General features: G+C 74.1%; 21 protein-coding genes and 1 pseudogene. 11 read left to right on the forward strand and 11 right to left on the reverse strand.

Going from position 1 to position 21823, the window contains the following annotated elements; genetic code table 11:
- Together ACF1BN_RS25550 and ACF1BN_RS25555 are read right to left on the reverse strand one after the other, a co-directional pair.
- Positions 1-755, reverse strand: a 755-nt coding sequence (locus ACF1BN_RS25550; protein WP_392333923.1) for an ABC transporter transmembrane domain-containing protein, incomplete at its 3' end; no start/stop codon positions are given.
- A 194-nt stretch (positions 756-949) separates the two neighbouring features.
- Positions 950-2659: an ABC transporter ATP-binding protein gene (locus tag ACF1BN_RS25555; protein WP_392333924.1), complete on the reverse strand. Its 1710-nt coding sequence runs from the start codon at positions 2657-2659 to the stop codon at positions 950-952.
- A 198-nt stretch (positions 2660-2857) separates the two neighbouring features.
- On the opposite strand from ACF1BN_RS25555, the gene ACF1BN_RS25560 reads away from it, so the two are divergent.
- Both ACF1BN_RS25560 and ACF1BN_RS25565 read left to right on the forward strand, forming a co-directional pair.
- Positions 2858-3934, forward strand: coding sequence for a nitrilase-related carbon-nitrogen hydrolase (locus ACF1BN_RS25560; protein WP_392333925.1), 1077 nt, complete (start codon positions 2858-2860; stop codon positions 3932-3934).
- 97 nt (positions 3935-4031) lie between these two features.
- On the forward strand, positions 4032-5144 hold the full coding sequence (locus ACF1BN_RS25565; RefSeq protein ID WP_392333926.1) for a hypothetical protein: 1113 nt from the start codon (positions 4032-4034) through the stop codon (positions 5142-5144).
- Positions 5145-5246: 102 nt separating this feature from the next.
- On the opposite strand, the gene ACF1BN_RS25570 is transcribed toward ACF1BN_RS25565, so the two are convergent.
- A complete protein-coding gene (locus ACF1BN_RS25570; protein ID WP_392333927.1) occupies positions 5247-6161 on the reverse strand; it encodes an AAA family ATPase in 915 nt (304 codons plus the stop codon).
- A 2-nt stretch (positions 6162-6163) separates the two neighbouring features.
- Positions 6164-7381 (reverse strand): RNA ligase, encoded by a 1218-nt coding sequence (locus ACF1BN_RS25575; protein WP_392333928.1) that lies wholly within the window; start codon positions 7379-7381, stop codon positions 6164-6166.
- 335 nt (positions 7382-7716) lie between these two features.
- Between ACF1BN_RS25575 and ACF1BN_RS25580 the strand changes: the two genes are divergently transcribed.
- Both ACF1BN_RS25580 and ACF1BN_RS25585 read left to right on the forward strand, forming a co-directional pair.
- A complete protein-coding gene (locus ACF1BN_RS25580; RefSeq protein ID WP_392333929.1) occupies positions 7717-9441 on the forward strand; it encodes a PP2C family protein-serine/threonine phosphatase in 1725 nt (574 codons plus the stop codon).
- Positions 9442-9568: 127 nt separating this feature from the next.
- Complete coding sequence (locus ACF1BN_RS25585; protein ID WP_392333930.1) at positions 9569-10402, forward strand: class II glutamine amidotransferase; 834 nt, start codon at positions 9569-9571, stop codon at positions 10400-10402.
- 133 nt (positions 10403-10535) lie between these two features.
- On the opposite strand, the gene ACF1BN_RS25590 is transcribed toward ACF1BN_RS25585, so the two are convergent.
- Positions 10536-11423, reverse strand: a complete 888-nt coding sequence (locus tag ACF1BN_RS25590; protein ID WP_392333931.1) for an NAD(P)-dependent oxidoreductase — start codon at positions 11421-11423, stop codon at positions 10536-10538.
- A 107-nt stretch (positions 11424-11530) separates the two neighbouring features.
- Between ACF1BN_RS25590 and ACF1BN_RS25595 the strand changes: the two genes are divergently transcribed.
- Both ACF1BN_RS25595 and ACF1BN_RS25600 read left to right on the forward strand, forming a co-directional pair.
- Complete coding sequence (locus ACF1BN_RS25595; RefSeq protein ID WP_392333932.1) at positions 11531-12118, forward strand: TetR/AcrR family transcriptional regulator; 588 nt, start codon at positions 11531-11533, stop codon at positions 12116-12118.
- 151 nt (positions 12119-12269) lie between these two features.
- Positions 12270-12395 carry a hypothetical protein gene (locus ACF1BN_RS25600; RefSeq protein ID WP_392333933.1) on the forward strand — a complete coding sequence of 42 codons (126 nt, stop codon included), beginning with the start codon at positions 12270-12272 and terminating at the stop codon, positions 12393-12395.
- A 7-nt stretch (positions 12396-12402) separates the two neighbouring features.
- Here ACF1BN_RS25600 and ACF1BN_RS25605 read toward each other — a convergent pair whose 3' ends face one another.
- A complete protein-coding gene (locus ACF1BN_RS25605; protein ID WP_392333934.1) occupies positions 12403-12840 on the reverse strand; it encodes a peptidase inhibitor family I36 protein in 438 nt (145 codons plus the stop codon).
- A 124-nt stretch (positions 12841-12964) separates the two neighbouring features.
- A complete protein-coding gene (locus ACF1BN_RS25610; RefSeq protein WP_392333935.1) occupies positions 12965-13906 on the reverse strand; it encodes a hypothetical protein in 942 nt (313 codons plus the stop codon).
- 533 nt (positions 13907-14439) lie between these two features.
- Here ACF1BN_RS25610 and ACF1BN_RS25615 point away from each other — a divergent pair.
- Complete coding sequence (locus tag ACF1BN_RS25615) at positions 14440-14784, forward strand: hypothetical protein (protein WP_392333936.1); 345 nt, start codon at positions 14440-14442, stop codon at positions 14782-14784.
- Between the two features lie 263 nt (positions 14785-15047).
- The gene (locus ACF1BN_RS25620; RefSeq protein ID WP_392333937.1) at positions 15048-15305 is read left to right on the forward strand and encodes a hypothetical protein; all 258 of its coding nucleotides are present in this window, start codon (positions 15048-15050) and stop codon (positions 15303-15305) included.
- A gap of 397 nt (positions 15306-15702) precedes the next feature.
- On the opposite strand, the gene ACF1BN_RS25625 is transcribed toward ACF1BN_RS25620, so the two are convergent.
- The 3 genes from ACF1BN_RS25625 to ACF1BN_RS25635 form a co-directional block, all read right to left on the reverse strand.
- The gene (locus ACF1BN_RS25625; RefSeq protein WP_392333938.1) at positions 15703-16590 is read right to left on the reverse strand and encodes a helix-turn-helix domain-containing protein; all 888 of its coding nucleotides are present in this window, start codon (positions 16588-16590) and stop codon (positions 15703-15705) included.
- 543 nt (positions 16591-17133) lie between these two features.
- Positions 17134-17979, reverse strand: a complete 846-nt coding sequence (locus ACF1BN_RS25630) for a hypothetical protein (protein WP_392333939.1) — start codon at positions 17977-17979, stop codon at positions 17134-17136.
- Positions 17980-18360: 381 nt separating this feature from the next.
- Positions 18361-18783: an arsenate reductase ArsC gene (locus ACF1BN_RS25635; protein ID WP_392333940.1), complete on the reverse strand. Its 423-nt coding sequence runs from the start codon at positions 18781-18783 to the stop codon at positions 18361-18363.
- Positions 18784-18857: 74 nt separating this feature from the next.
- On the opposite strand from ACF1BN_RS25635, the gene ACF1BN_RS25640 reads away from it, so the two are divergent.
- From ACF1BN_RS25640 to ACF1BN_RS25650, 3 genes and pseudogenes are all read left to right on the forward strand, one after another.
- Complete coding sequence (locus tag ACF1BN_RS25640; protein ID WP_392333941.1) at positions 18858-19163, forward strand: ArsR/SmtB family transcription factor; 306 nt, start codon at positions 18858-18860, stop codon at positions 19161-19163.
- Positions 19160-20266, forward strand: a complete 1107-nt coding sequence (arsB, locus tag ACF1BN_RS25645) for an ACR3 family arsenite efflux transporter (RefSeq protein ID WP_392333942.1) — start codon at positions 19160-19162, stop codon at positions 20264-20266. The genes ACF1BN_RS25640 and arsB overlap by 4 nt, the downstream gene beginning before the upstream one ends.
- 116 nt (positions 20267-20382) lie before the next feature.
- Positions 20383-21410, forward strand: a pseudogene (locus ACF1BN_RS25650) (ArsO family NAD(P)H-dependent flavin-containing monooxygenase).
- Positions 21411-21447: 37 nt separating this feature from the next.
- Here ACF1BN_RS25650 and ACF1BN_RS25655 read toward each other — a convergent pair.
- Positions 21448-21810: an ArsR/SmtB family transcription factor gene (locus ACF1BN_RS25655; RefSeq protein ID WP_392333943.1), complete on the reverse strand. Its 363-nt coding sequence runs from the start codon at positions 21808-21810 to the stop codon at positions 21448-21450.
- Positions 21811-21823 lie beyond the last annotated feature (13 nt).

Raw genomic sequence — 21823 nt, forward strand, 5'->3', positions numbered from 1 at the left:
CGCGCGGCTCCCGACCGGTCCTCCAGCATGGTGGCGTGGGGGTCGTTGAGGCGGAAGGCGCGGACGGTGCGGACGCCGCCGATGCTGTCGAGGAGTTGGTGCTGGAGGGCGCCGGTGGCGATGCGGTGCCGGGCGTAGACGGGGGCGGCGCGGCGCAGGTACCAGCGGACGGAGAGGATCTGGACGGGGACGGCGAGGAGTGCGGCGAGCAGGAAGCGCCAGTCGAGGACGGCGAGGCCGGCCAGGGTGAGGACGATGGTCAGCGCGGAGCGGGTGAACTCGGGGAGGGCCTGGCGCACCGACTTGGCGATCATGGAGACGTCGCTGGTGACCCGGGAGATCAGGTCTCCGGAGCCGGCGGCCTCGACGCGTTCGAGGGGCAGGCGGAGGGCTCGCTCGATGAAACGTTCCCGCGTGGTGGCGAGAACGGCTTCGCCGAGCCGGGCGACCAGCACTCCGCCGATCGCGGCGGCGGCGCCCCGGGCCAGGGCCACGACGACGAGCAGGGCCAGCGGGACGGTCAGGGCGTGCGGTCCCTCGCGTTCGACGACGAGGTCGACGATGTGCCCGAGCAGTGGGGCGGTGAGGAGGCCGATCCCGGTGCCGGCGACGAGCACGAGGGCGGCGGCGACAGCCGGCAGCCTATGGACACCCAGGACCGTGCGCAGCGCAGCCAGACACTCGGCTCCGCCGGCGGTCGGCAGGAGCGTACGGTCCGTACGGTCCGTACGGTCCGTACGGTCCGTACGGTCCATGGGATCCATGGGGTCCGTGGGGTCCGTGGGGTCTGCGGGAGTTGTGGGCTGCGGGGATCCCGTACGGTCCGGGCGAACCGTGGCATCCGTGTCGGCCTCGCCGCGCATGTCCGTCTCCGTGCTGGTCGTGTCCGTGCTTTTCGTCGTCGTCCGTGCAGGCGCGGGCTCGCGCGTCTCGTCCTCGGGGGCGGTGCTCACGCGAGCACCGCCGCGCGGTACGTCGTGTCGTCGGCGAGGAGTTCGGCGTGCGAGCCGTCGGCCGTCACGGTCCCGCCGTCGAGGACGACCACCCGGTCGGTCACCGCGAGGAGCGCCGGACTGGTCGTGACCAGGACGGTCGTACGGCCCCGCCGGATCTCCCGCAGGCGCGCGGCGATCCGGGACTCGGTGACCGTGTCCACGGCCGTGGTCGGATCGTGCAGGACGAGCACCGGACTGTCGGCGGCGAGCGCCCGGGCGAGCGCGACGCGCTGGCGCTGCCCTCCGGAGAGCGACCGGCCCCGCTCGGCGAGCACCGTGTCCGCCCCGCCGGGGAGGACCCGCGCCACCTCGTCGGCCCCGGAGGCGGTCAGGGCCGCTTCGACCGGACGCCGGTCCGTGCCGTCCGCCGTGGACGCGCCTGCCCGTACGACGTTCAGGAGGCTGCCCTCGAAGAGGTCGGCGTCGTGGTGGGCGACCAGGACCGTCCGGCGCAGGAGGCCCGGGTCCAGTTCGGTGAGCGGGACGCCGTCGAGTTCGACGTGCCCGTCGGCGGGGTCCGTCTCGCGGGCGAGGGCGAGGAGGAGGTCCTGGGCGACGGCCGGGTCGCGGGTCACGATCCCGGTGAGACTCCCGGCCGGCAGGTCGAGGTCGACTCCGCGCAGCGCACCCAGGTGCACGTCGTGCAGCCGGACGCGGCCCGCCTCCGTACCGATGGGGGCCCGCTCGCCACCGGCGACGGCGGCGGGGGAGGCGAGGACCTCGGCGATGCGGCGGGCGGAGGCCCGGGCCTGGGCGAACTCCGCGTTCGCGTAGGCGAGGAGCTGGAAGGGACCGAGGAGGAACTGCGCGAGACCGACGGCGGCGACCAGGTCGCCGACGCTGATGCTCCCGTCCATCGCGAGGTACGCGCCCGCGATGCCGATCAGGGCGATGAAGACGCCCGTCAGACCGAGCAGCGCGCCCTCGTGACCGGCACGGCTGCGGGCCGCGCGGAGTGCGGCGGCGAGCGAGTCCTGACTCGTCGTCCGGTAGCGGGCCACGGCGGCGGACTCGGCGCCCATGCCCTTCAGGACGCGAAGCCCCGAGACCAGGTCGGCGGCGACCCCGGAGGCGTACGCGGCGCTCTCCTGCTCGGCCTCACTGCGCCGCTCCAAGGGGCGGCTGATGCGGTGGCCGAGCCAGAGCAGGGGCGGGATGCCGAGCAGGACGAGCAGACCGAGCGGGACGGAGATCCCGAACAGGGCGACGGCGCTGACCACGAGCGCCGCGATCGCCGCGCAGCCGTACGGCAGGACCTCCGCGACCGAGCCGACGCGGCTCGCGTCGTTGGTGGCGACGCTCGTGAGCGCGCCCGGCAGCCGGTTCGCGTCCGCCCCGCCGCGCGGGTCGAGGACCCGGGCGCCGAGTTCCAGCCGCAGCAGGTGCGCGGCGTGTTCGCCCGCGCCTTCGGCGATCCTGGCGCTCGTCCGGTAGCAGGTGGACAGCACGAGGAAGAGGACGCCGAGGACCAGCAGCCAGCGCAGCAGGGCCTCGCCGGAGCCGGTGGCGAACGCCGAGTCGATGGCGGCGCCGATCACCACAGGCACCAACGCCTCGCACGCCTGGTGGGTCATGCCGAGCGCGGACGCCGTGACGACCCTCCCGCGCTGACCTCTGACCACGCGCCGGAGGACGAGTCCTCCGGCCTGCCCTCCCACTGCCATGTGCCCCTCCAACTGGACGTTTCTGAAGTCAGGCAAGGCTAGCCCGGGGCCGAGCGGGCTCGGATCGCGGCCGGCCCTCCCACCTGCGCGTCCGTCCGCCGGCGCGTCCGACGGTCCGCGAACCCCTCCCGTCCCCACCCCGCCGACGGGCGACCGTCGTGGGCCCCCGTGACCTCGCTCCCCCCTTAGCGTCAGACCATGACTGCGACTGCTGCCACCAGGACCACCGCCGAGACCACCACCCCAAGCACGACCGCGACCACCACCGCGACCGCCGAGACCGCGACCACCGAGACCGTCGCCACAACCCCCGCCACACCCTCCGCCCCGCCCCGCCGCACCGTGACCGCGGCCGTCGTCCAGGCGGCCGCCCCGCTCTTCGACACCCCGGCCGCCGTGGCCCGGGCCGAGGAGCTCATCCGTGAGGCCGCCGCGCGAGGGGCCGAGGTCGTCGTCCTCCCCGAGGCGTTCATCGGCGGCTACCCCAAGGGGCTCGACTTCGGCATCACGGTCGGCAGCCGTACCCCCGAGGGCCGCGACCTCTTCCGCCGCTACCACGCCGCCGCCATCGAACTCCCCGGTCCGGAGACCGAGACGCTGGGCGCCGTCACCCGGGAACTCGCCTGCCACGCCGTCGTCGGCGCGGTGGAACGCCACGGCGGCACGCTGTACTGCGTCGCGCTCTTCTTCGGCCCCGACGGCTACCTGGGCCTGCACCGCAAGCTCATGCCCACGGCCGCCGAACGCTACCTCTGGGGCCAGGGCGACGGCTCGACGCTCCCCGTCGTCGACTCCGGCAGGGGCCGCCTCGGCGCCGCCATCTGCTGGGAGAACTACATGCCGCTGCTGCGCACCGCGATGTACGCCAAGGGCGTGGACCTGTGGTGCGCGCCGACGGTCGACGACCGCGACGCCTGGCAGGCCACCATGCGGCACATCGCCCTGGAAGGCCGTTGCTTCGTCCTGAGCGCCTGCCAGTACCTGCGCCGCGACGCCCTGCCCGACGACCTGCACCCCGTCCAGGGCGACGCGCCCGACACCGTCCTCATCGGCGGCGGATCCGTGATCGTCTCCCCGCTCGGCGACGTCCTCGCCGGCCCGCTGCGCGACGGCGAGGGCATCCTCACCGCGGAACTCGACCTCGACGACCTCGCCCGGGCCCGCTTCGACCTCGACACCACCGGCCACTACGCCCGCCCCGACGTCTTCACCCTCCACGTCGACGAGACGCCCCGCACCACCGTCACCACCTTCGCCCCCGTCACCGGCGTCTGACGGCGGCGTCCGGTCGCGAGCGGACCGTACGCGCGTCTGTGCGATCATGCGAGGGCCCTGGGGAGGGGCGGGCAGCACGGGGCGAGGGGGTCCAGGGATGAGTGGTGGCGGCCGGAGCGAGGGTTCGTCGGAGCCCGACGAGGTGTGGGCGGAGTTCCTGCGGACGTCGGGCGACAGCGGGGGCGACGTCCCCGAGGAGCCCTCCGCGCGGGCCCGCGAGGCCGCCGCCCGGCTGCGTACGGAACCCTCGGGACCGACTCCGTGGCGCGCGCCCACGTCCCCGACCCCTTCCGACCCCTTCGCCGGACGGCGCCGGCGTGCGAAGGGCCGGTACGTGGCGGGCTTCGTGGCCGCGCTGGCCCTGTTGGTCGTGGCGGTGGACCCGGGCGGCGTGATCGGCTGGTCCGACGGCCCGGACCGTACGTCGACCCCGCTCGCCCAGGAGACGGCGCGGCCCGAGCAGGCCCCGCCCGCCGACGAGGACGGGCGGGCCACCCTCGCCGATCCGTTCCGTGGCTCGCCGGCGGCGCGTTGGGCGAACGGCACGGCCGGCATCACCGTGCCCGCCGCCAAGGCCACCGGCTGGATGACCGAGCCGGAGGTGGAGCGCGCGCTCACGGCCACCCGCGACTTCCTCGCCGCGGCCGGCCTGGACCCCGCGGTGCTGCGCGGCGGGCGTCCGGAGAAGGCGATCGCCCTGATGAATCCGCATCAGAAGGACGTGACGACCTTCGTCTCCACCGCGCTGAGCACTCCCAGCGAGGAGTACGACCCGCTGATGCTCTTCAGCCGCTTCGACCCGGCACAGGCCCGCCCGGTCGGTGACGAGGTCAGGACGCGGGGCCGCCTCACCTATCGCGAGGGGGAGCGCGGCGCGGTCGAGGTGACCGCCGACGTGACCTCTGTCCATCCCGTCGCTCCGGCGGGCGGCGGCGACGAGGTCGTGCGGGTCGTCGTCCGGCGGGAGACGATCGTGAGCTGGGACGACCCCTCGAAGGTCGTCACCGAGAAGGGCACCTTCACCCTCCTGTCGTACAAGCTCGACATGACGAACGGCGGATGCGGGGCGCCCACGGGGTACTTCCGCCCCGAATTCGGCGGGGGTGCGGCGGACACCGGCACGGACAGCGGGCGTGTGGTCGACCCGTACGACCGCACGACCCCCGTGGGCGGGGGCCGCGCCGGCTGCGGCACGGCGACGCGGTCGTAGCGGGGACACCCATCGGCTGTCCCCGCCGATCACGCCGCTCCTGACCGCGCCGCCGGACCACGCGGCGCGTCCGTGGCCGGTGGCCGCCTGCCGCCGGCCGGGTCAGAAGTTGCCGTAGTTGACCTGCCAGGTCGGCAGCCCCATCCGGCGCCACACGGCGACCACCCGGTCCCGGTCGTCGAGCGAGACGCGGACCGCGTAGCGGTGGCGTACGTGGGCGTCGAACAGTTCGGCCTTCACGAGGTCGTCGGAGCGGCCGTCGCCGGACGCCCGCATCCACAGCTCGTCGTACGGCACCTCGTACCGCTCCAGCCACGCCTCCGTCAGCACGCGGTGGTCCTCGCTGCGGCCCGAGAGGAGCACGACGCGGTCCTCGTGCGTGCCGCGGAAGGCGCGCAGGGCGTCGCGGACCGAGACGTTGAGCAGGTCGAGGTCGCAGCGGGTGAAGTCGTACGGCCCGCGGTCGCCGCGCAGCGCCAGGGTGCCGTCGATGTCGCAGAGGACGGCTGCCGGCAACGCGGGGTCGGGGACGTACGGGGTGACGGCGGGCCGGTCGTTGAGCCAGTCGTCGGTGAGCCGCCAGCCGCCGCGGGTGGCCTTGGCGTGCTTCTCGGCGAGGATGCGGATGATCTCCTCGCCGACGGGCCGCTCGCGGGCCGCGTCACGGCGCACGCACTCGTCGGTGGGCACGCCGGTGAAGTCGTGCACGACGAAGGTGGCCTCCCGGCCGGCCAGCGCCGCCTTCAGCCGTCGCGGGATGTGCGGGGTGAGGTGGGTGTTGTCGACGACGACGTCGAAGCCGTCGTCGACGGCGGCGCGCACGGCGACGTCCTGGATGTCGAGCACGGTCTGCTCGTGGGCGCGCGAGCGGCCGTCGCCGCTCGGCAGGTCGAGCATGGTGCGCAGGTCGTCGAGGTTGACGCGCCGCATCCGGCCCTCGGATCGCTTCTGGAGGGCGCGGGCGGCGGTCGTCTTGCCGGAGGCCGGCAGTCCGGTCATCACGTGGACCACGGGCACGGTCAGTTCTCCTCGTCGGTGGTGAAGGGGTCGGCGGTCTCCGGGCGCAGGCTACGCCAGACGAACAGGTCGGTGGGGCGCCCGTCCAGACGCAGGAACATGGCCGAGCGCAGACCCGGGTCGGCCATCCGCTTCACCGCGCGGGCGAACGCGCCCCGGTCGGAGGCGAGCGGCGCCAGCCGCGCGTACGCCTCGTCGATCGCGCGCTCCCGGGCGGCGTACGCCTCCTCGAGTCCCGCGACGACGGACCGCACCCAGGCGTCGAACTCGTCCGGCACCTGCTCCAGGAGCGCGTCCAGGGGCCGGCCGCCCTGCGAACGGACCCCGCCGAGCTCGGCGACGGACAGACCGAGTCCCTGAGCCAGACGCTTGGCGGAGGTGCCGGCGAACCGCTGGACGCCGTGCCGGCGCCAGATGTCCCGCTCGGTGACACCGGTGAGGACCTTGTGGAGGCGTACGTACTCGGCGAGCTTGGCCTTGGCGCGCACCCCGGACGCGAACCGCAGGACGAAGCCCTCGGCGTCGGTGCCGGTGGCGGCGGTGCCGTCGGGCAGCGTGTTCGTCTCGGCCAGCTTGACCAGCGCGTCGAGCGGCATGGGCGGGTGGACGGTCACGACCGACCCGACGCCGCTCCACGCCTCCGCCGCCTCGGCGAGGCCCAGCTCCGTGCCGTCGGCGCCGAACGCGGCGAGCAGCACGAGGTCGCGCCGGTCGCCGTAGTCCACGACGATGCGGTTGCGCGGGTAGACGATCTCCATCAGGTACGTCACCCCGGGCACGAGCCGCGAGGTGTCGGCGCCGTCGAGGCGGCGCTGCGCCCAGGTCGCCTGGGCGCTGACGAAGGAGCCCTTGGACGCGACCCGCCAGCGGCCCTCGTAGTGGAAGACCAGCCCGAGGCTGCCGTCGACCTTCTCGTACACCTCGAACGGCTCGTCGGGCAGCGCGGCAGCGTAGGGACGGCCGGACTCGTGCTCGGAGACGTTGAAGAACTTCGGCAGCGGCAGGGCGACGATCCGTCCGGTCCGGTCGTCGGCGACGAGACCCCGGCAGCGGACGGTGACCCTGTTCCAGACGCCCTCGTACTGACAGCTGCGCGTGTACGTGTAGATCGACAGCGGCAGCTCGGGGTGCGCCTTGCGGGTCACATGCCCGGCTTCCACCGCCGCCGCCAGCTCCTGGGCCGGCATCAGCGCGTCGAGAGTCAGGTACGCCTGGCTCATGGGTTCCCTCCCGTTTTCGAGGAGGCCCATTCTTCCGCCCGCCCGCCGCGCCCGACCAGCGAATTTGTCGCATGCCCGGTGCCGGCGCCGGGGCTGTGTACGACGCCCCCCGTACGAAGCGTCTCCACCTGCCCACGGCGGGTCCCGCCTGTGTACGACGCCTCGCCGCCCGCGTACGAAGCGTCTCCACTCGTCCACGGCGAGTCCCGGGCAGGCATCGTCGGTCCCGCCCGCGCATGACAGGACACCGGGCGGGCAGAGGCGGGGGAGTCGGTGGTGCGGCGGCACCCGGACCACCGGTCCAGGGGCGTGCCCACCGGCTCAGGGAGGCGATCATGGGGTTTCCGCTGCCCGACACCGTCGAAGAGCTCAAGGCCCTCATCGGGGACGAGGTCTCCAGCCTGAGGTCCGCGGTCCGCCGCACCGCGGACCGGCCCACCGCCCCGAGCCCGGGACCGGAGGTCACCGCTCCCGTCCAGGCGCTCGCCCCCGCCCCCGAGCCCCCGCGCGGCGACACCGAAGCGACCTGCCTGTGCGGCACCCACGACCCCGGTGCCGCGGGCACCGGCACCTGCGCAGTCCTGCACGCGATCCCGGCCTCCGCGGTACTCCTGGAGCCGCTCCACGACGAGACGGGGGCGGTACGGGACTTCCGCATCGTCGCCGGCAACAGGATCCGCTCCGCCGACTGGCTGGAGGCCCCTGACCGGCAGGTCGGCCAGCGGTTCCTGGAAGCCCGGCCGGGCGCCGCCGCGAGCGGGCTGCTCGCGGCGCTCGCGGACGTCGTCGCGGGCGGCGGGCCGCTGGAGGGCCGCGTCGTCGACTACACCGAGCAGCGCCTCGGCCGGCTGCACCGAGCTCCGCTCCTCTATTCGGCCGCGCGCTGCGGCGAGCAGGTCCTCGCGACCTGGCGGCCGGTGCAGAGCCAGACCGAGCTCATGACCATCGACGCCCAGTACCTCGCCTCCCTCGGCTGGGGCAACTGGGACCTGCTGTCGGGAAAGGTGACCTGGTCGGAGGGGCTGAGCCGGATCTTCCACTCGGAGATCCGGATGCCGTGGACGCTCGAGCAGCTCTGCGACGCGCTGCTGCCGGGCGACCTCACCGCGTTCTCCGAGTTCCTCACCTCCGTCCTCGCTGGGGAGGAACCCGCCTGGACCCGCATCCGCTTCCGTGTCCTCGGCGAGGTCCGCACGCTCGACCTCCTCGGCAGGCCGGTCGCCGGCACCGACGGGCGGCCGTGGGCCGTGAATCTGGTGGCCCGCGACCTGACCCCGCAGATCCGCAGCCGCCGCAGGATCGCCGAGACGGAGCGCGAGTCCGACCGGCTCCGGCGCCAGGAGCAGGCCGAGCGGCGGGTGGCGGACGCCCTGCGCGAGGCGCTGCTCCCGACCCACTCCGAGGCCCTGGCCGCGGTCGGCCTGACGGTCGCGGCCTCCTACCGGCCCGCGGAACCGGACGCGGCCGTCGGAGGCGACTGGTACAAGTGCCGGCTCCTGCCCGACGGGCGGGTCCTCGTCGCCATCGGCGACGCGGCGGGCCACGGCCTCGACGCGGTGGCCCGCATGTCCCAGCAGCGGCACGCGCTGGCCGGCCTCGCCCAGACCGGCGCCTCCGCCGGCGAGATCACGACCTGGCTCAACGACCTGCTGTGCGGCGACCCCACCGAGCAGACGGCCACCGTCGTCACCGGCCACATCGACGAAGCCCGCGAGCTGCACTGGGCCGACGCCGGCCACCCGGCACCCCTCCTGCTCCGGGACGGCCGGGCCCGCCCCCTCCGCACGAGCGAACGCGGCCCCCTTCTCGGAGCCCTGCCCGGCTACGCGTACGAGACCACCAAGACGCCGCTGCGCCGCGGCGACGTCCTGCTCCTCTACACCGACGGCATGGTCGAGCGCCGGGGCGAGGACGTCACCCTGGGCATCGACCGCCTCGCCGACCTCCTGGCCCGCCACGCGGACGCAGCCCCCCGGGAGTTGGTCGACCGGATCCTCGCGGACCCGGAACAGTCCGGCCTGGAGGACGACGCCTGCATGCTGGCCATCCGCCTCGACTGACCGTGCGGGGCGCTCGGTGTCGCGGAGCGGTGGTGTGGCGACCTGGTGGCGGGGTGCGGAGAATGGGAGGGGACCGGACGGGCGGGGGAGGGGCGTGTCCGGAGCCGACGAGGATGCAGGTGGTCGCATGTGTCGATGGCTCGCGTACCGGGGTACGCCCGTGCTGCTCGACACGATCCTGTACCGACCCGCGCACTCCCTGATCGACCAGAGTCTGCACGCGAAGTTCGGGGTGGAGACCACCAACGGCGACGGCTTCGGCGTCGGCTGGTACTCGGAGCACATCGACACCCCCGCCCTCCTGAGGGAGGTCGGGCCGGCCTGGAGCAACCGCAATCTGCGCGAGCTGGCGGACCACGTCCGGTCACCGTTGTTCTTCGCCCACATCCGGGCGTCGACCGGGACGGCGGTGCAGCAGTCGAACTGCCACCCCTTCCGGCACGGCCGCTGGATGTTCATGCACAACGGCGCCGTCGCCGGTTTCCCGCGCCTGCGGCGCGACCTCATGATGCTGGTCGACCCGGCGCTCTACGCGGACATCGAGGGCACGACCGACTCCGAGGTGATGTTCTACCTGTCCCTCACGTTCGGCCTCGACCGGGACCCGCCCGCCGCCGTCGCCGCGATGGCGGGCGTGGTGGAACAGGTCGGGCACGCGCACGGAGTGGAGTTCCCTCTCCAGATGACGCTCGCCGTCACCGACGGCGAGCGCCTGTGGGCCTTCCGCTACTCCAGCGCGCAGGAGTCCCGCTCGCTCTTCTACAGCAGCCGGGTGGAGGCCCTGCGCAGGCTCCACCCCGACGTCGCCTTCCTGCGCGACCTGTCCGAGGACTCCCGCCTCATCGTCTCCGAGCCCCTCGGCGACCTGCCCGGCGCCTGGAACGAGGTGCCGGAGAACAGCTGGGGCGTCGTCCAGCCCGGCACCGACGAACTGCACCGCTTCACCCCCGCGCCGCCCTGACGGCGGCGCGGGGGCGCGAGGCACGCCGGAGCGAGGCGCGGCGGCACTGGGGTGAGGGGGCGGCGGTACGGGGGGTGAAGGGGTGTGGCGGTACGGGGGGTGAAGGGGTGTGGCGGTACGGGGTGCGGCGAGGTCACACCTCGGACTTCTTCAGCAGCTCCACCAGGGAGGAGAAGCTGTCCGCCGCGTGACCGGCGTCCATGCCGCGCCGGAACAGCTCGACCACCGCGGCCGGCAGCGCGGTGCCGACGCCCGCGTCCGCGTGGGTGTGCAGGACGTGTTCGACGCTGGCCGTGCCCATGGCGAGGCGGTCGACGTCGCCGGTGTGCTGTCCCGCGTCGACGCGCTCCGCGTAGAAGGAGAAGAAGCCCGGGAGCGACTGCGCGGTCTCCACGGCGTGGGGGAGGATGTCCGCCGCCTTGAGGCCGTTGGCGTCGGCGAGGGCGACGGCCTGCCAGAAGCTCACCATGGAGGTCCAGAACATCACCATGCCGATCTGGTACATCAGCGCGGCGAGGCCCGGGTCCTCGCCCTGGTGGTCGGCCCGCCCGGTGATGACCTCCAGCGCGGTCCGGTGCCGGTCGAAGGCCTCGCGCGGTCCGCTGTAGAAGGTGGACGACTCCGCCTTGCCGATCCCGGAGGGCGGCACGGTGACGCCGCCGGTGAGCTGGACCGCGCCCCGCTCGGCCGCCCAACGGGCGGCGGCCCGGGCCTTCTCCGGCGTGTCCGAGCTGAGGTTCACCAGGACGCGGCCGGTCAGCGCGGTCTCGGCCGGGGTGAGGGTGGCGTACACGGCGTCGTAGTCGGTGAGGCTGAGCACGACGAGCTCGTTGGCGGCGAGGGCCTTCTCCACGTCCGGAGCGAGGACCGCGCCCCGAGCGACCAGATCGTCCGCGCGGGACGCCGTGCGGTTCCAGACGGTGACCTCGTGACCGCTGTCGAGGAAGGCGCCGGCCATGGCCTGTCCCATGGGACCGAGGCCGATGACGGTGACGGACTGACGAGTGTTGATGCCGGGCATGGGGGATCTCCGTTTCGACTAAAACGATCGCTCTATTTAGCGCGTGGTGGAAACGTAGCACAGCTCTAGAACGAGCGCTCTACTCAATGGCTCGCTACTGTGGGCGCATGCAGACCAGCACACGGGACCGGATCGTCGTGGCCGCAGCGCGCCTCCTCCAGCGGCAGGGCTACGTCGGCACGGGAATCAAGCAGATCGCCCAGGAGTCCCAGGCCACCCTCGGCTCCGTCTACCACTTCTTCCCCGGCGGCAAGGAAGCCGTCGCGGTCGCCGCGATCCGGCACAGCAGCGCGGAGTTCGCGACGCTCCTGAGGGAGGCGCTGGACAGCGAGGACGACCCGGCGGAGGCGGTGCTGGCCTGCACCCGCCGACTCGCCGGGGAACTGCGCGAGTCGGGCTGGATCGACGGCTGCCCCGTCACCGCCGCGGCCCTGGAGACACTCGGCACGGACTCGGAGATCCAGCGGGCGTGCGCCGACGCGCTGCGCGACTGGGAGGGACTCGTGCGCGACAAGCTCCTGCGGTGCGGGTGGTCCTCCGAGGACGCCGGCGAGCTGGCGGTCACCGTCCTCTCCGCCCTGGAGGGCGCCGAGGTCACCGCCCAGGTCAACCGCAGCGAGGAACCGCTCCACGTGACGGGCCGACAGCTCGCCCGCCTCGTCCGCTCGTACGAGGTCCGGACGCCGGCCGACTGACGAGGCGACTGACGAGGCGTCTGACGAGGCGTCTGACGAGGCGTCGGACGGGGCCCCTGACGAGGCGTCTGACGAGGCGTCGGACGGGGCGTCGGACGGGGCGTCGGACGGGGCGTCGGACGGGGCCCCTGACGAGGCGTCGGACGGGGTGATGGACGGTGAGACGGACAAGGCGCCGGACGGGGTGACGGACAAGGCGCCGGGCGGGGTGACGGGCGGGGCGGCGACGGCGGGCGCCGGCCCGGCGGGGGAGTCCCGCCGGGCCGGCGCCCGATGAGGTGGCGTCAGCAGGCCGAGACCCACAGGTGCGAGCCGACCGCGTCGTTGACGAGCTGGCCCTGACCCTCACCGGGGCTGAAGAACCGCAGCCCGTGCGCGCCGAGGTCGGGGATCGAGTGCCCCTGGTGGAGGCAGACCCACGAACCGTTCCAGTCGGTCAGGCGGTAGAGCTTCACGTCCTCGGCGACGCCGGGGTAGCCGTTGTTCCAGACGTCCGAGACCTTGTCCCGGCAGCCGGCCCAGTTGGCGTTCGCCGCGTTCCACCGGCAGTAGAAGCCGCGGGCGTGGGGGTGCTCCCAGGCGTGGAGGAAACCGTCGGGTGCGGCGGCCGCCGCGGGTACGACCGTCTCGGACGCGGCGCCCCGGGCGTCGGCGACCGGGGCGGTCAGCAGGCTGAGGGCTCCGACGGCGAGGACCGTCGCGAGGGCACGGGCGATACGCATGGTGTGTCTCCTTCTCGGATGGATGGTGACGGGAGGGGTGGTGAGGACCGGGCCGCCCGTCATGGCGCGGCCGGTCGGCCGCCGGATGCGTCGGCGCACTCGGCGGAGCAGTGGGGCCCGCGGGTCAGGCGGGCAGGCCGCCGTCGAGGACGCGACGGGCGCGCGGCAGCGCCGCGGCCCTCAGCCGGTCCCGGGTCTCGACGTCCGAGCGGTACTCCTCGGCGAGGAGCCCGCCGTGATGGCGGTCGAGCCGCCGGGCGGTCCGGTCCAGCGCCGACTCCTCGGCGCACCGCACCTCGGCCAGCGCGCGCTCGACCTCCCGCGCCCTCGGGAGCGGGCGTACGGGGGACAGCGCGGAGGCCCGCGCCGCCGCGGGCGTGGCGAAGGCGTGCCCGGCCCGGTCCATGCACCGCCGCCAGCCTTCGAGGCTCCGCAGGTACGCGGTGTCGGCGACGACCCGGCTGCGCAGCAGCTGTTCGAGGACGCCGAGGCGGGTCGACGACCGGAACCAGGCGCCGAGGTCTCCGTACAGCCGCCGCTGCGCCTCGGCGACGCAGCCGCGATCGCTGCGGCGCATGGTCCCGCCGCCGGGGAGCCGGACGGTCAGCCCTTCCGGCGAGGGCCCGTTGGCGGTGACCAGGGCCTCGGCCCGGCGGTCCGCCGGAAGGGCGGCGAAGTAGGCGCGGTTCGGATCCCGCCGCGCGAGCGCCTCCCGCTGCCGCCTCGACTCGGCACCGTAGCCGTGCCGCCGGGCCCAGGCCGCGTCGTCGACGACGTACGGGAAGATCCTGGACCCGCTGTCGGCGTCGAGCGGGACCACTCGGTACGTGAACCCGTGCCTGCCCATGCAGTCGCGCAGCAACCGCTGCTCGGCGTCGTGCAGGAGCCGGTCCTCCGCGGTGACCGCCGCCGCGCCGAGGGGGCGCACCGGAGGAGGCCGTTCGCCCGCCGGTGCTCCGCCGGGACCCGGCAGGAGGGTGACGAGGAGCGCCACGGCCGTGGCGGAGGTGAGCGCGGCGGCGGAGGCGAGGAGGGAACGGCGGGCACGGCGGCTGTCGCGGGGCATGGGGGAGCTCCTGTGGGGCGGCGGGGGCGGCGGGGGGCCGGTGGCAGCCGTGGCGCGCCGAGGCGACGCGGGGCACACCGGGGGAAGGGATGGGAAGGGAGGGGGAGATGAGGAGGGCCGGCCGAGGCGCTGCCGTCGAGCGGTGCGGCGGCCGGACAACCGCAGTCTGTGCCCGCCGCCGAGCGGGCCGCAAGCGTGTCCCGGGGCCGGCGCCGAAGTCGGGATTCCCAAGGCTCTGACCTGCGGGGACATCGCCGTCCCGGGACGTGCGGGAGCCCGGGACGGGGCGGGAGGGAAGGGCGGGAGCGAGCGTCTTGCCGCCCGGGGTGCCGATCCCGCACGCGGCGGCGGAGGCGAGGCGGGCGGACCGCCGGTCGTGGCCGGCGCCCGCGCCTCAGACCGCCGGGCCGGCGCTCCGTCGGGACGGCGACGCGGCGCCCTCGGTCCCGGGGTCTCCGCCGACCAGCAGTTGTCTCATTGCTGAGTATCCGTACTCATGTCCAGCTGCCCCCGTGTGAGGCAAGCTGACCGTCATGTACGGGACGGACACGACGGGGGACGGTGTCGGCTGGTACCGGCGCATGCGGCGCGCTGACGCCCCTGTGGCGGTGTTGGTCGGGGTGGGGGACATCCTGCTGTGCGGGGTGCTCTACATGATGATCATCGCTTCGGGGATCACCTTCGGTGGGCCGGATGAGACCCAGCAGGCAGAGATGGACGCCACCCACCAACTCGCCGAGCGGCTCTACTTCGGCTGGCTTGCGGGCGGTCTGCTGGTGTTCAGCCTGTTCCGTCTGCCTCGTTCTGTTCTCACCCACCTGGTGTGCATGGTCGGGCCCCTGGCCGCGCTCCTCGCCTACCTCGCTGCGGCCGGGTGACGAGCACCCTGCCGAGGTCCGGGCCGCACGGTGTCTTGCCGGGCGCGGGTTCTCAGCACCGGCCGTCGATCCCTGCCGGACGCCCTCCGGTGTCCGCGACCTCGTCGGCCGACCGGCAACCGTGGTCGGCGATGACCAAGTCACTGGTGCCGGTGGAGACGGCCGGCGGGTGGGCGAGGCTGCGCTCTCCGTCGCGGTGACCGCTGAGGCGGGCATCGAGGGGGCCGGGACGACACGTCGGACGTGCGCCGTACCATCCGTAGGTGATCAACCTGTTCTTCCGCGGACGTCGTCTCGTCACCCTGGCCACGCTGGCTGCCGTCGTGGCCTTCGGGTGGTACGCCCTTCAGCCGGTCCATCCGCGATGCGCGATCCACACGGCTGTCGGCTCAGGCTCCTTGGTGTCACCCGGCAGCTCGGCGGAGGACAGGGAGGCCGCGGCCCGGCAGGCCTACGAGGACGCCTTGGCCGACGGCGCGTGCGGACCCTCACGCGCCCGGTTCCGGGACTGGATCGGCTGATCGGAGCCCGCGGTCCCGACGTGCCGCGATCCTTGGCGCCGTCGTGCAGGGGGGGGCAGAGCGAGGAGCCGCAGCACCGCCACCACGCTGCGGGCGTGGCCGAGGTGGAGAGCGGGTCGGCCATGCCGAAGGACGAGGCGGAGGAGGCGCCGCCGCCCGGCACGGTGGTGCTTGGCCTTCGCCGCGCTCATCGGCTCAGCCGTGCACGCCGCCTGTTCGGCAGGATCCCGATCCGGACCCGCTGCCTCGCGTCCCACCCCGGCGCGCGCGAGTCAACGACCCCCGCGACGCAGAGGCAACCGCATCAGTCTCCGTCGGTCTCCGTCGGCCTTGCGGCCGGCCGTCGCGGCCCCCGGGTCGCGCCGAGCCGCCCCCGTCTCGTCCTCCCTGCCCCCGCTCACGCCCACTTCTGGCGTACCGATCGGTCGCAGGACAGCATCCGCAGCCCCTCCGGGCTGTCGTCCAGGCAGCGGTGGGTCGCGATGCTGCGCACCTCGTACGCGGCGTCGTCCCCCACGCGGACGCTCCAGCGCTGGGAGGCGGCCCGGCCGCACGGCGCCGTGCGCAGGCCGTCGGCGCCGTGCTCCAGGCACTCGCCCGTCGCGTGGTTGCGGAGCTGCTTGCCGCCGTCGGCCAGGGGCCGGGCGGACCATCGCTGGTACGGCATGCCGTTGCAGGGGTACGAGCGCGTGCCCTGGTCGAGGCTGTCGTCGAGGCAGGCCCCGGTCGCGCGGCTCACGAAGATCCTGTCGTCCGGCGAGGCGGCGGGTGCGCCGTGCGCGACGGACGGCGTCCCGTCGCCGGAGTCCGGGGCGGAGGACCGCAGGAGGAGCGTGCTCCCGACCCCCAGCAGCAGCCCGAGCACGGCCCCCGTCACGGCCGAGGCGGTGCGCCCGCCCGGGAGGGAGGGACGGCGACGCGGGGCGGGCCGGGGGGTCGCGGCGTCCGCCGCATCGTCATCGGTCGCAGGGCTCGGGGGCCGCGCCGCGTCGTCGCCCGGAGCGGTCGGGCCTGCCGCCTGTGCGGGCCGGCGCTGGCCCCGGTCGGCCGCCTCCCACAGGTGGCGGAATTTGAGCGGGTCACCGCCGAGCGCCTTGCACAGGTCGTCGACCGTGGACCACGGCGGGACGGTGCTGCCGCAGAAGTACCGCGACAGCGACGAATCGCTGATGCGCAGACTCTCTTCGAGGGCGCGGAGGGTGCGCCCGGAGCGCCGCTGGAGGTCGCGCAACGCGTTCCCCAGCGCCCGCGCCGGCTCCACTTCGTCAGGCCGGTTCGCAGGCATGAGGGCGTCCTTCTCTTCGGGCCCGCGCCCGAGGGGTCCGGCCAACCGGCCGCTCAGGCGGGGGAGCACGCTGTTTCAGCAGCTCAGAACCGTAGGAGTCGGCTGATCTTGACGGCAACCGGATCCACTCTCCCGAAGGAGTCCGTCGCGGGTGGTTGACGCCCGTCTCCCGAGTACGCGTCCTCGCGCGTGCCGGTACGCCCGCTGACACGCCGGCCGGCAGGCCGGGCGTCATGACGGGCGGCCGAGGGAAGGGGGCCGCTTCGCGCCTCCTCCCGGTCCGGGCAACGGCGGCGGGGGTGATGCCGGTAGTGGGCTCGTGCCGGGGGTCGGGCGCCCAGGGCGGCGCCGGGCCGACCGCACAGGTCCGCGCTCGTCGTCGCGCCGGCAGCCGTCGCGTACGGAGGGTTCACCGGTCCGGCCCAGGCGCGGCAGCACCAGGACCAGGAGCAGGAGTGGCGCGGACGTCGCACGCGAGCGGCTGACGCGGGACGCGCGGATCACCCTCGGCCGGTGAGGTCGGCCGAGGGGCGGGCTCCGGCTCTAGATCATGGTCGAGGAGGGCATGTCGACGGAGTGGGCCGGGACATCCACCTCGACGGGCCTGCCCGGTTCGGTGAAGGTCAGCGTCGTCTCCGACGCGATCGTCCCGTCGATGCGCATCCCCAGCCGGATCCGGACGAGCCGGCCCCGGTCGTCGATCCACGCCTCGGCGGTGGCGGGGATCGTGCCGTCCAGCATGTCGCGCAGCTGGTCGGTCTTCTCCCGGGCCTCCTCGGTCATGTTCAGGGTCAGCGCCCGATGGGGGAGCGCACCCCGGTAGTGCGTGGTCGGCGTCCCGGCCACGTCCTCCCCGCCGACCCGCTCGAACTTCTCGCCCATCGCCACCTGGCGCACCAGGTACTCGGGGTCGTTGCCCGGTGCCTTCAGGATGCGCTGGGCCTTGATCCCGGCCCGCTCCGTGGACATCCAGTCGACGGACTCCTTCTGCGTGGTGCCGCGCATGTAGAGGTGCTTCGGGGTGAAGACCAGCTCGAACCGTGCCGCGTCCTCCAGGCCCACCTCGAGGGTTCCGCGCTTGCGGGCGAAGTCGTGGCGGCCCTCGCCCGTGAGGGCGTACGTCGACTTGTCGGGCGCGCCGACCTGCCAGCGGAACGCCGTGCGCGCCGTGCCGAGACCGGCCACGGCCGCGCGTACCTCCCGCGTGCCGTCGACCGGGGCCGGCGTCGCCGGGGCCGCGCCGGCCGGGTCCGACGCGGTCGGGGTGGGCGCGGAGGGGCGCGCGTCGGTGGCCGCCGGTGCGGAGGCCGTGCTCGCGGGCTCCTTCGCCGCGCACCCGGCGGTGAGGAGCACGGCACAGACGAGGGTCGGGGCGAGGGCACGGCGCATGGCGGGGCGGACTCCAGGAGGACGGGGGGCGGAAGCGGTCGTCGTCGCGCTCGATGCCGCACACGTCAACTGCCCGCGCAGCCTATAGGCCTCCGTACCTGCTCCGACCTGCGGGGAGGGCCCGAGCCCCGCCTCGCGACGACTGACGGTGAAAGCCCCCTCCGCGCGGTGCCGGGCGCGGGTCCCCGATCCGCGACGGCCGACCGTGACCGCCCACCGCGCGGTGCCGTCCGTGACTCTCCGTCCCGCGCGGCCGTCCGTGACCGCCCCACCGCGCGGCGCCCGGCAAGGGTCTCCGCCTCGCGAACGCCGACCGGGCCCACCCCCGCGCTCGGCGCCGGGGAAGGGCCCCCGCTCCCTGACGAGTCGCGGCTCCCACCGCTACTTCCCGCTGCCCCCGGCGTCGATCTCGGCGACGAGGTTCCCGACGAGCGTCCTGATCTCGTCGCGGATGGGGCGGACCGCCTCGACGCCCTGGCCGGCCGGGTCCTCAAGGGTCCAGTCGAGGTAGGTCCTGCCGGGGAAGTACGGGCAGGCGTCGCCGCAGCCCATGGTGATGATGTAGTCCGACGCCTGGGCGGCCTCGGAGGTGAGGACCTTCGGCTTCTGGTCGGAGATGTCGATGCCGAGCTCGGCCATGGCGGCGACGGCGGCCGGGTTGACCCGGTCGCCGGGGAGGGAGCCGGCGGACCGGACCTCGACGCGGTTGCCGGCGAGGTGCCGGAGAAATCCGGCGGCCATCTGGGAACGCCCCGCGTTGTGGACGCAGACGAACAGGACGGACGCGAGCGGGGACTCGGGCATCGATTCTTCCTCTGTGACGGTCGGGCGTCAGCCCGGACTGGCATCACCCTTCACTGATGTGAAAATATCAGCCCATGGTGACGTCAGTCGACACTGAGCTGTTGAAGGTCTTCGCCGACCCGCTGCGGCTCCGGATCGTGACCCTGCTCGCCCGCGAGACCCTGTGCACCACGCATCTGGTCGAGGAGACGGGAGCGAGGCAGACCAACCTCTCCAACCACCTCAAGGTGCTCCGGGAGGCGGGGGTGGTGGAGACCGAGCCGTGCGGCCGGTTCACGTACTACCGGCTCAAACCCGAGGTCCTCGAATCGCTCGCGGGCCGGTTCGCCGATCTCGCCGCCACGGCCCGCGCCAACACCGATGCCAAGAGGTCCTGTTGAGTGCCACCGCCCCCGCGACCGCCGCCGAGGACGGCTCGGCCGTCGCGAAGCTGTCGACCCTCGACCGCTTCCTCGCCGTCTGGATCCTCCTCGCCATGGGCCTCGGCCTCGGTCTGGGGCGGCTGATCCCGGGCCTGAACGACGCCCTCGCGAAGGTCGAGATCGGCGGCATCTCGCTCCCGATCGCCGCCGGTCTGCTGATCATGATGTACCCGGTGCTCGCCAAGGTCCGCTACGACAGGCTCGACGCCGTCACCGGCGACAAGAAGCTCATGGCGTCGTCGCTGGTCGTGAACTGGGTCCTGGGGCCGGCGGTGATGTTCGCCCTGGCGTGGATCTTCCTGCCGGACCTGCCCGAGTACCGCACCGGCCTGATCATCGTCGGCCTCGCCCGCTGCATCGCCATGGTCATCATCTGGAACGACCTCGCCTGCGGCGACCGCGAGGCGGCGGCCGTCCTGGTCGCCCTGAACTCGGTCTTCCAGGTCCTGGCCTTCGGCCTGCTGGGCTGGTTCTACCTCGACATCCTCCCCGGATGGCTCGGCCTGGGCGAGGGCGAGACGCTGGACATCTCCATGGGGAAGATCGCCCTGAACGTCGTCGTCTTCCTCGGATTCCCGCTCGTCGCCGGTTTCCTCACCCGCCGCATCGGCGAGAAGAAGCTGGGCCGGGAGTCGTACGAGGCGAGGTTCCTGCCGAAGATCGGCCCCTGGGCCCTCTACGGCCTGCTCTTCACGATCGTCATCCTCTTCGCCCTCCAGGGGAGGACGATCACCTCGCGGCCCCTCGACGTCGCCCGCATCGCGCTCCCCCTCCTCGTCTACTTCGCGATCATGTGGTTCGGCACCTTCGCGCTCGGCAAGGCGCTCGGCCTGCGCTACGACCGCACCGCCACGCTCGCCTTCACCGCCGCCGGCAACAACTTCGAGCTCGCCATCGCCGTCGCCATCGCCACCTTCGGCGTCACCAGCGGCCAGGCGCTCTCCGGCGTCGTCGGCCCGCTGATCGAGGTCCCCGTCCTCGTCGCCCTGGTCCATGTGTCACTGGCCTGGCGCCGGAAGTTCTCCCCCGCCGAGGGTGAGGGAGGGAGGCGACGGCGATGAGCGGGCACGACAGCGCGGACGTGGACGCGTACGCCGACGCGGAGGCGGAAACCGACGTGGACGCGGAAGCCGACGTGGACCCGGCCGCGTACGCGGACATGGGCGCCGACCTGGGCATGGGCGCCGACGTGGACGTCGTCGTCATCGGCGGAGGGCAGGCGGGCCTCGCCACCGGGTACCACCTGCGCCGCGCCGGCCTCGGCTTCGTCGTCCTCGACGACCGGCCCGGCCCGGGCGGCTGTTCTCCCCGGCCGCGTACTCCTCGCTGCCCGGCCGGCTCATGCCGCCGCAGCCCGGCGAGACCTACCCGGACGCGGCCCACGTCGTCTCGTACCTCACCGACTACGAGCGGCGGTACGAGCTGCCCGTCGTCCGTCCGGTCCGCGTCGAGGCCGTGCGCCGCGACGGCGCGTTCCTGCGGGTCGAGACGGACGCGGGGACGTGGCGGGCCCGCGCGGTCGTCAGCGCGACCGGGACCGGTTCGCGGCCGTTCCTCCCGGCCGTGCCGGGGCGCGCGGAGTTCACCGGCGTACAGCTCCACTCCGTCGCGTACCGGAGGCCCGGGGACTTCGCCGGGCGCCGGGTCGTCGTGGTCGGGGGAGGGAACTCCGCCGCCCAGATCGCCGCCGACCTCGCGTACGGCTCCGAACTGATCTGGGTCACCCCGCGCGAGCCCCGCTATCTGGCCGACGACATCGACGGCCGCGCGCTCTTCGACGCGGCGACCGCCCGCCACCGGGCGCTCGACGAGGGCCGCGCCGACACCGGCGGGGGCGCGTCGCTCGGGGACATCGTCCCCGTCCCGCCCGTCCGCGCGGCCCGCGACGCCGGACTCCTCGACCGCCGCCCGATGTTCACCCGCCTCACCACGACCGGGATCGCGTGGGCGGACGGCACCCGTGCGGACGCCGACACCGTCATCTGGTGCACGGGCTTCCGGCCCGCCCTGGCCCACCTCTCCCCGCTCGGGCTGCGCGGGCCCGGCGGTCGCGTCCCCACGGTCGGCACGGAGGCGGTGGGCGAGCCCCGGCTCCACCTCGTCGGCTACGGCGACTGGACCGGCCCGGCGTCCGCCACGCTCATCGGGGTCGGCCGTACGGCCCGGGACGCCGTCCGCCGGATCGCCGGCGGGCCGGGGCGCTGACCCGCCCGGGCGGCCTCCCGGCCGTGGCCGGGCTCGCTCAGGCCGCGGCGGCCTTCGTCAGCAGCGCGCCCATCGCGGCGAGGACGGCGGGCTCGACGCGGTAGTACACCCAGGTGCCGCGCCGCTCCGAGGTGAGCAGCCCGGCCTCCTTCAGCTTCTTCAGGTGGTGCGAGACCGTCGGCTGGGAGACGCCCACGTCGGAGATGTCGCAGACGCACGCCTCGCCGCCCTCGTGCGAGGCCACGGCGGAGAACAGGCGCAGGCGCACCGGATCGCCCAGGGCCTTGAACAGGGCGGCGGTCCGCTCGGCCTCCTCGGCCGTCAGCGGACGCTCGGTGAGCGGTGGGCAGCACGGCTCGACGGTCGGTTCCACCAGCGGCAGCGCCTTCGCATTCGACATATGTCTATGTTGA

Source organism: Streptomyces sp. NPDC014861 (genome assembly GCF_043081625.1).
In the GTDB taxonomy this organism is placed as follows: Bacteria; Actinomycetota; Actinomycetes; order Streptomycetales; family Streptomycetaceae; genus Streptomyces.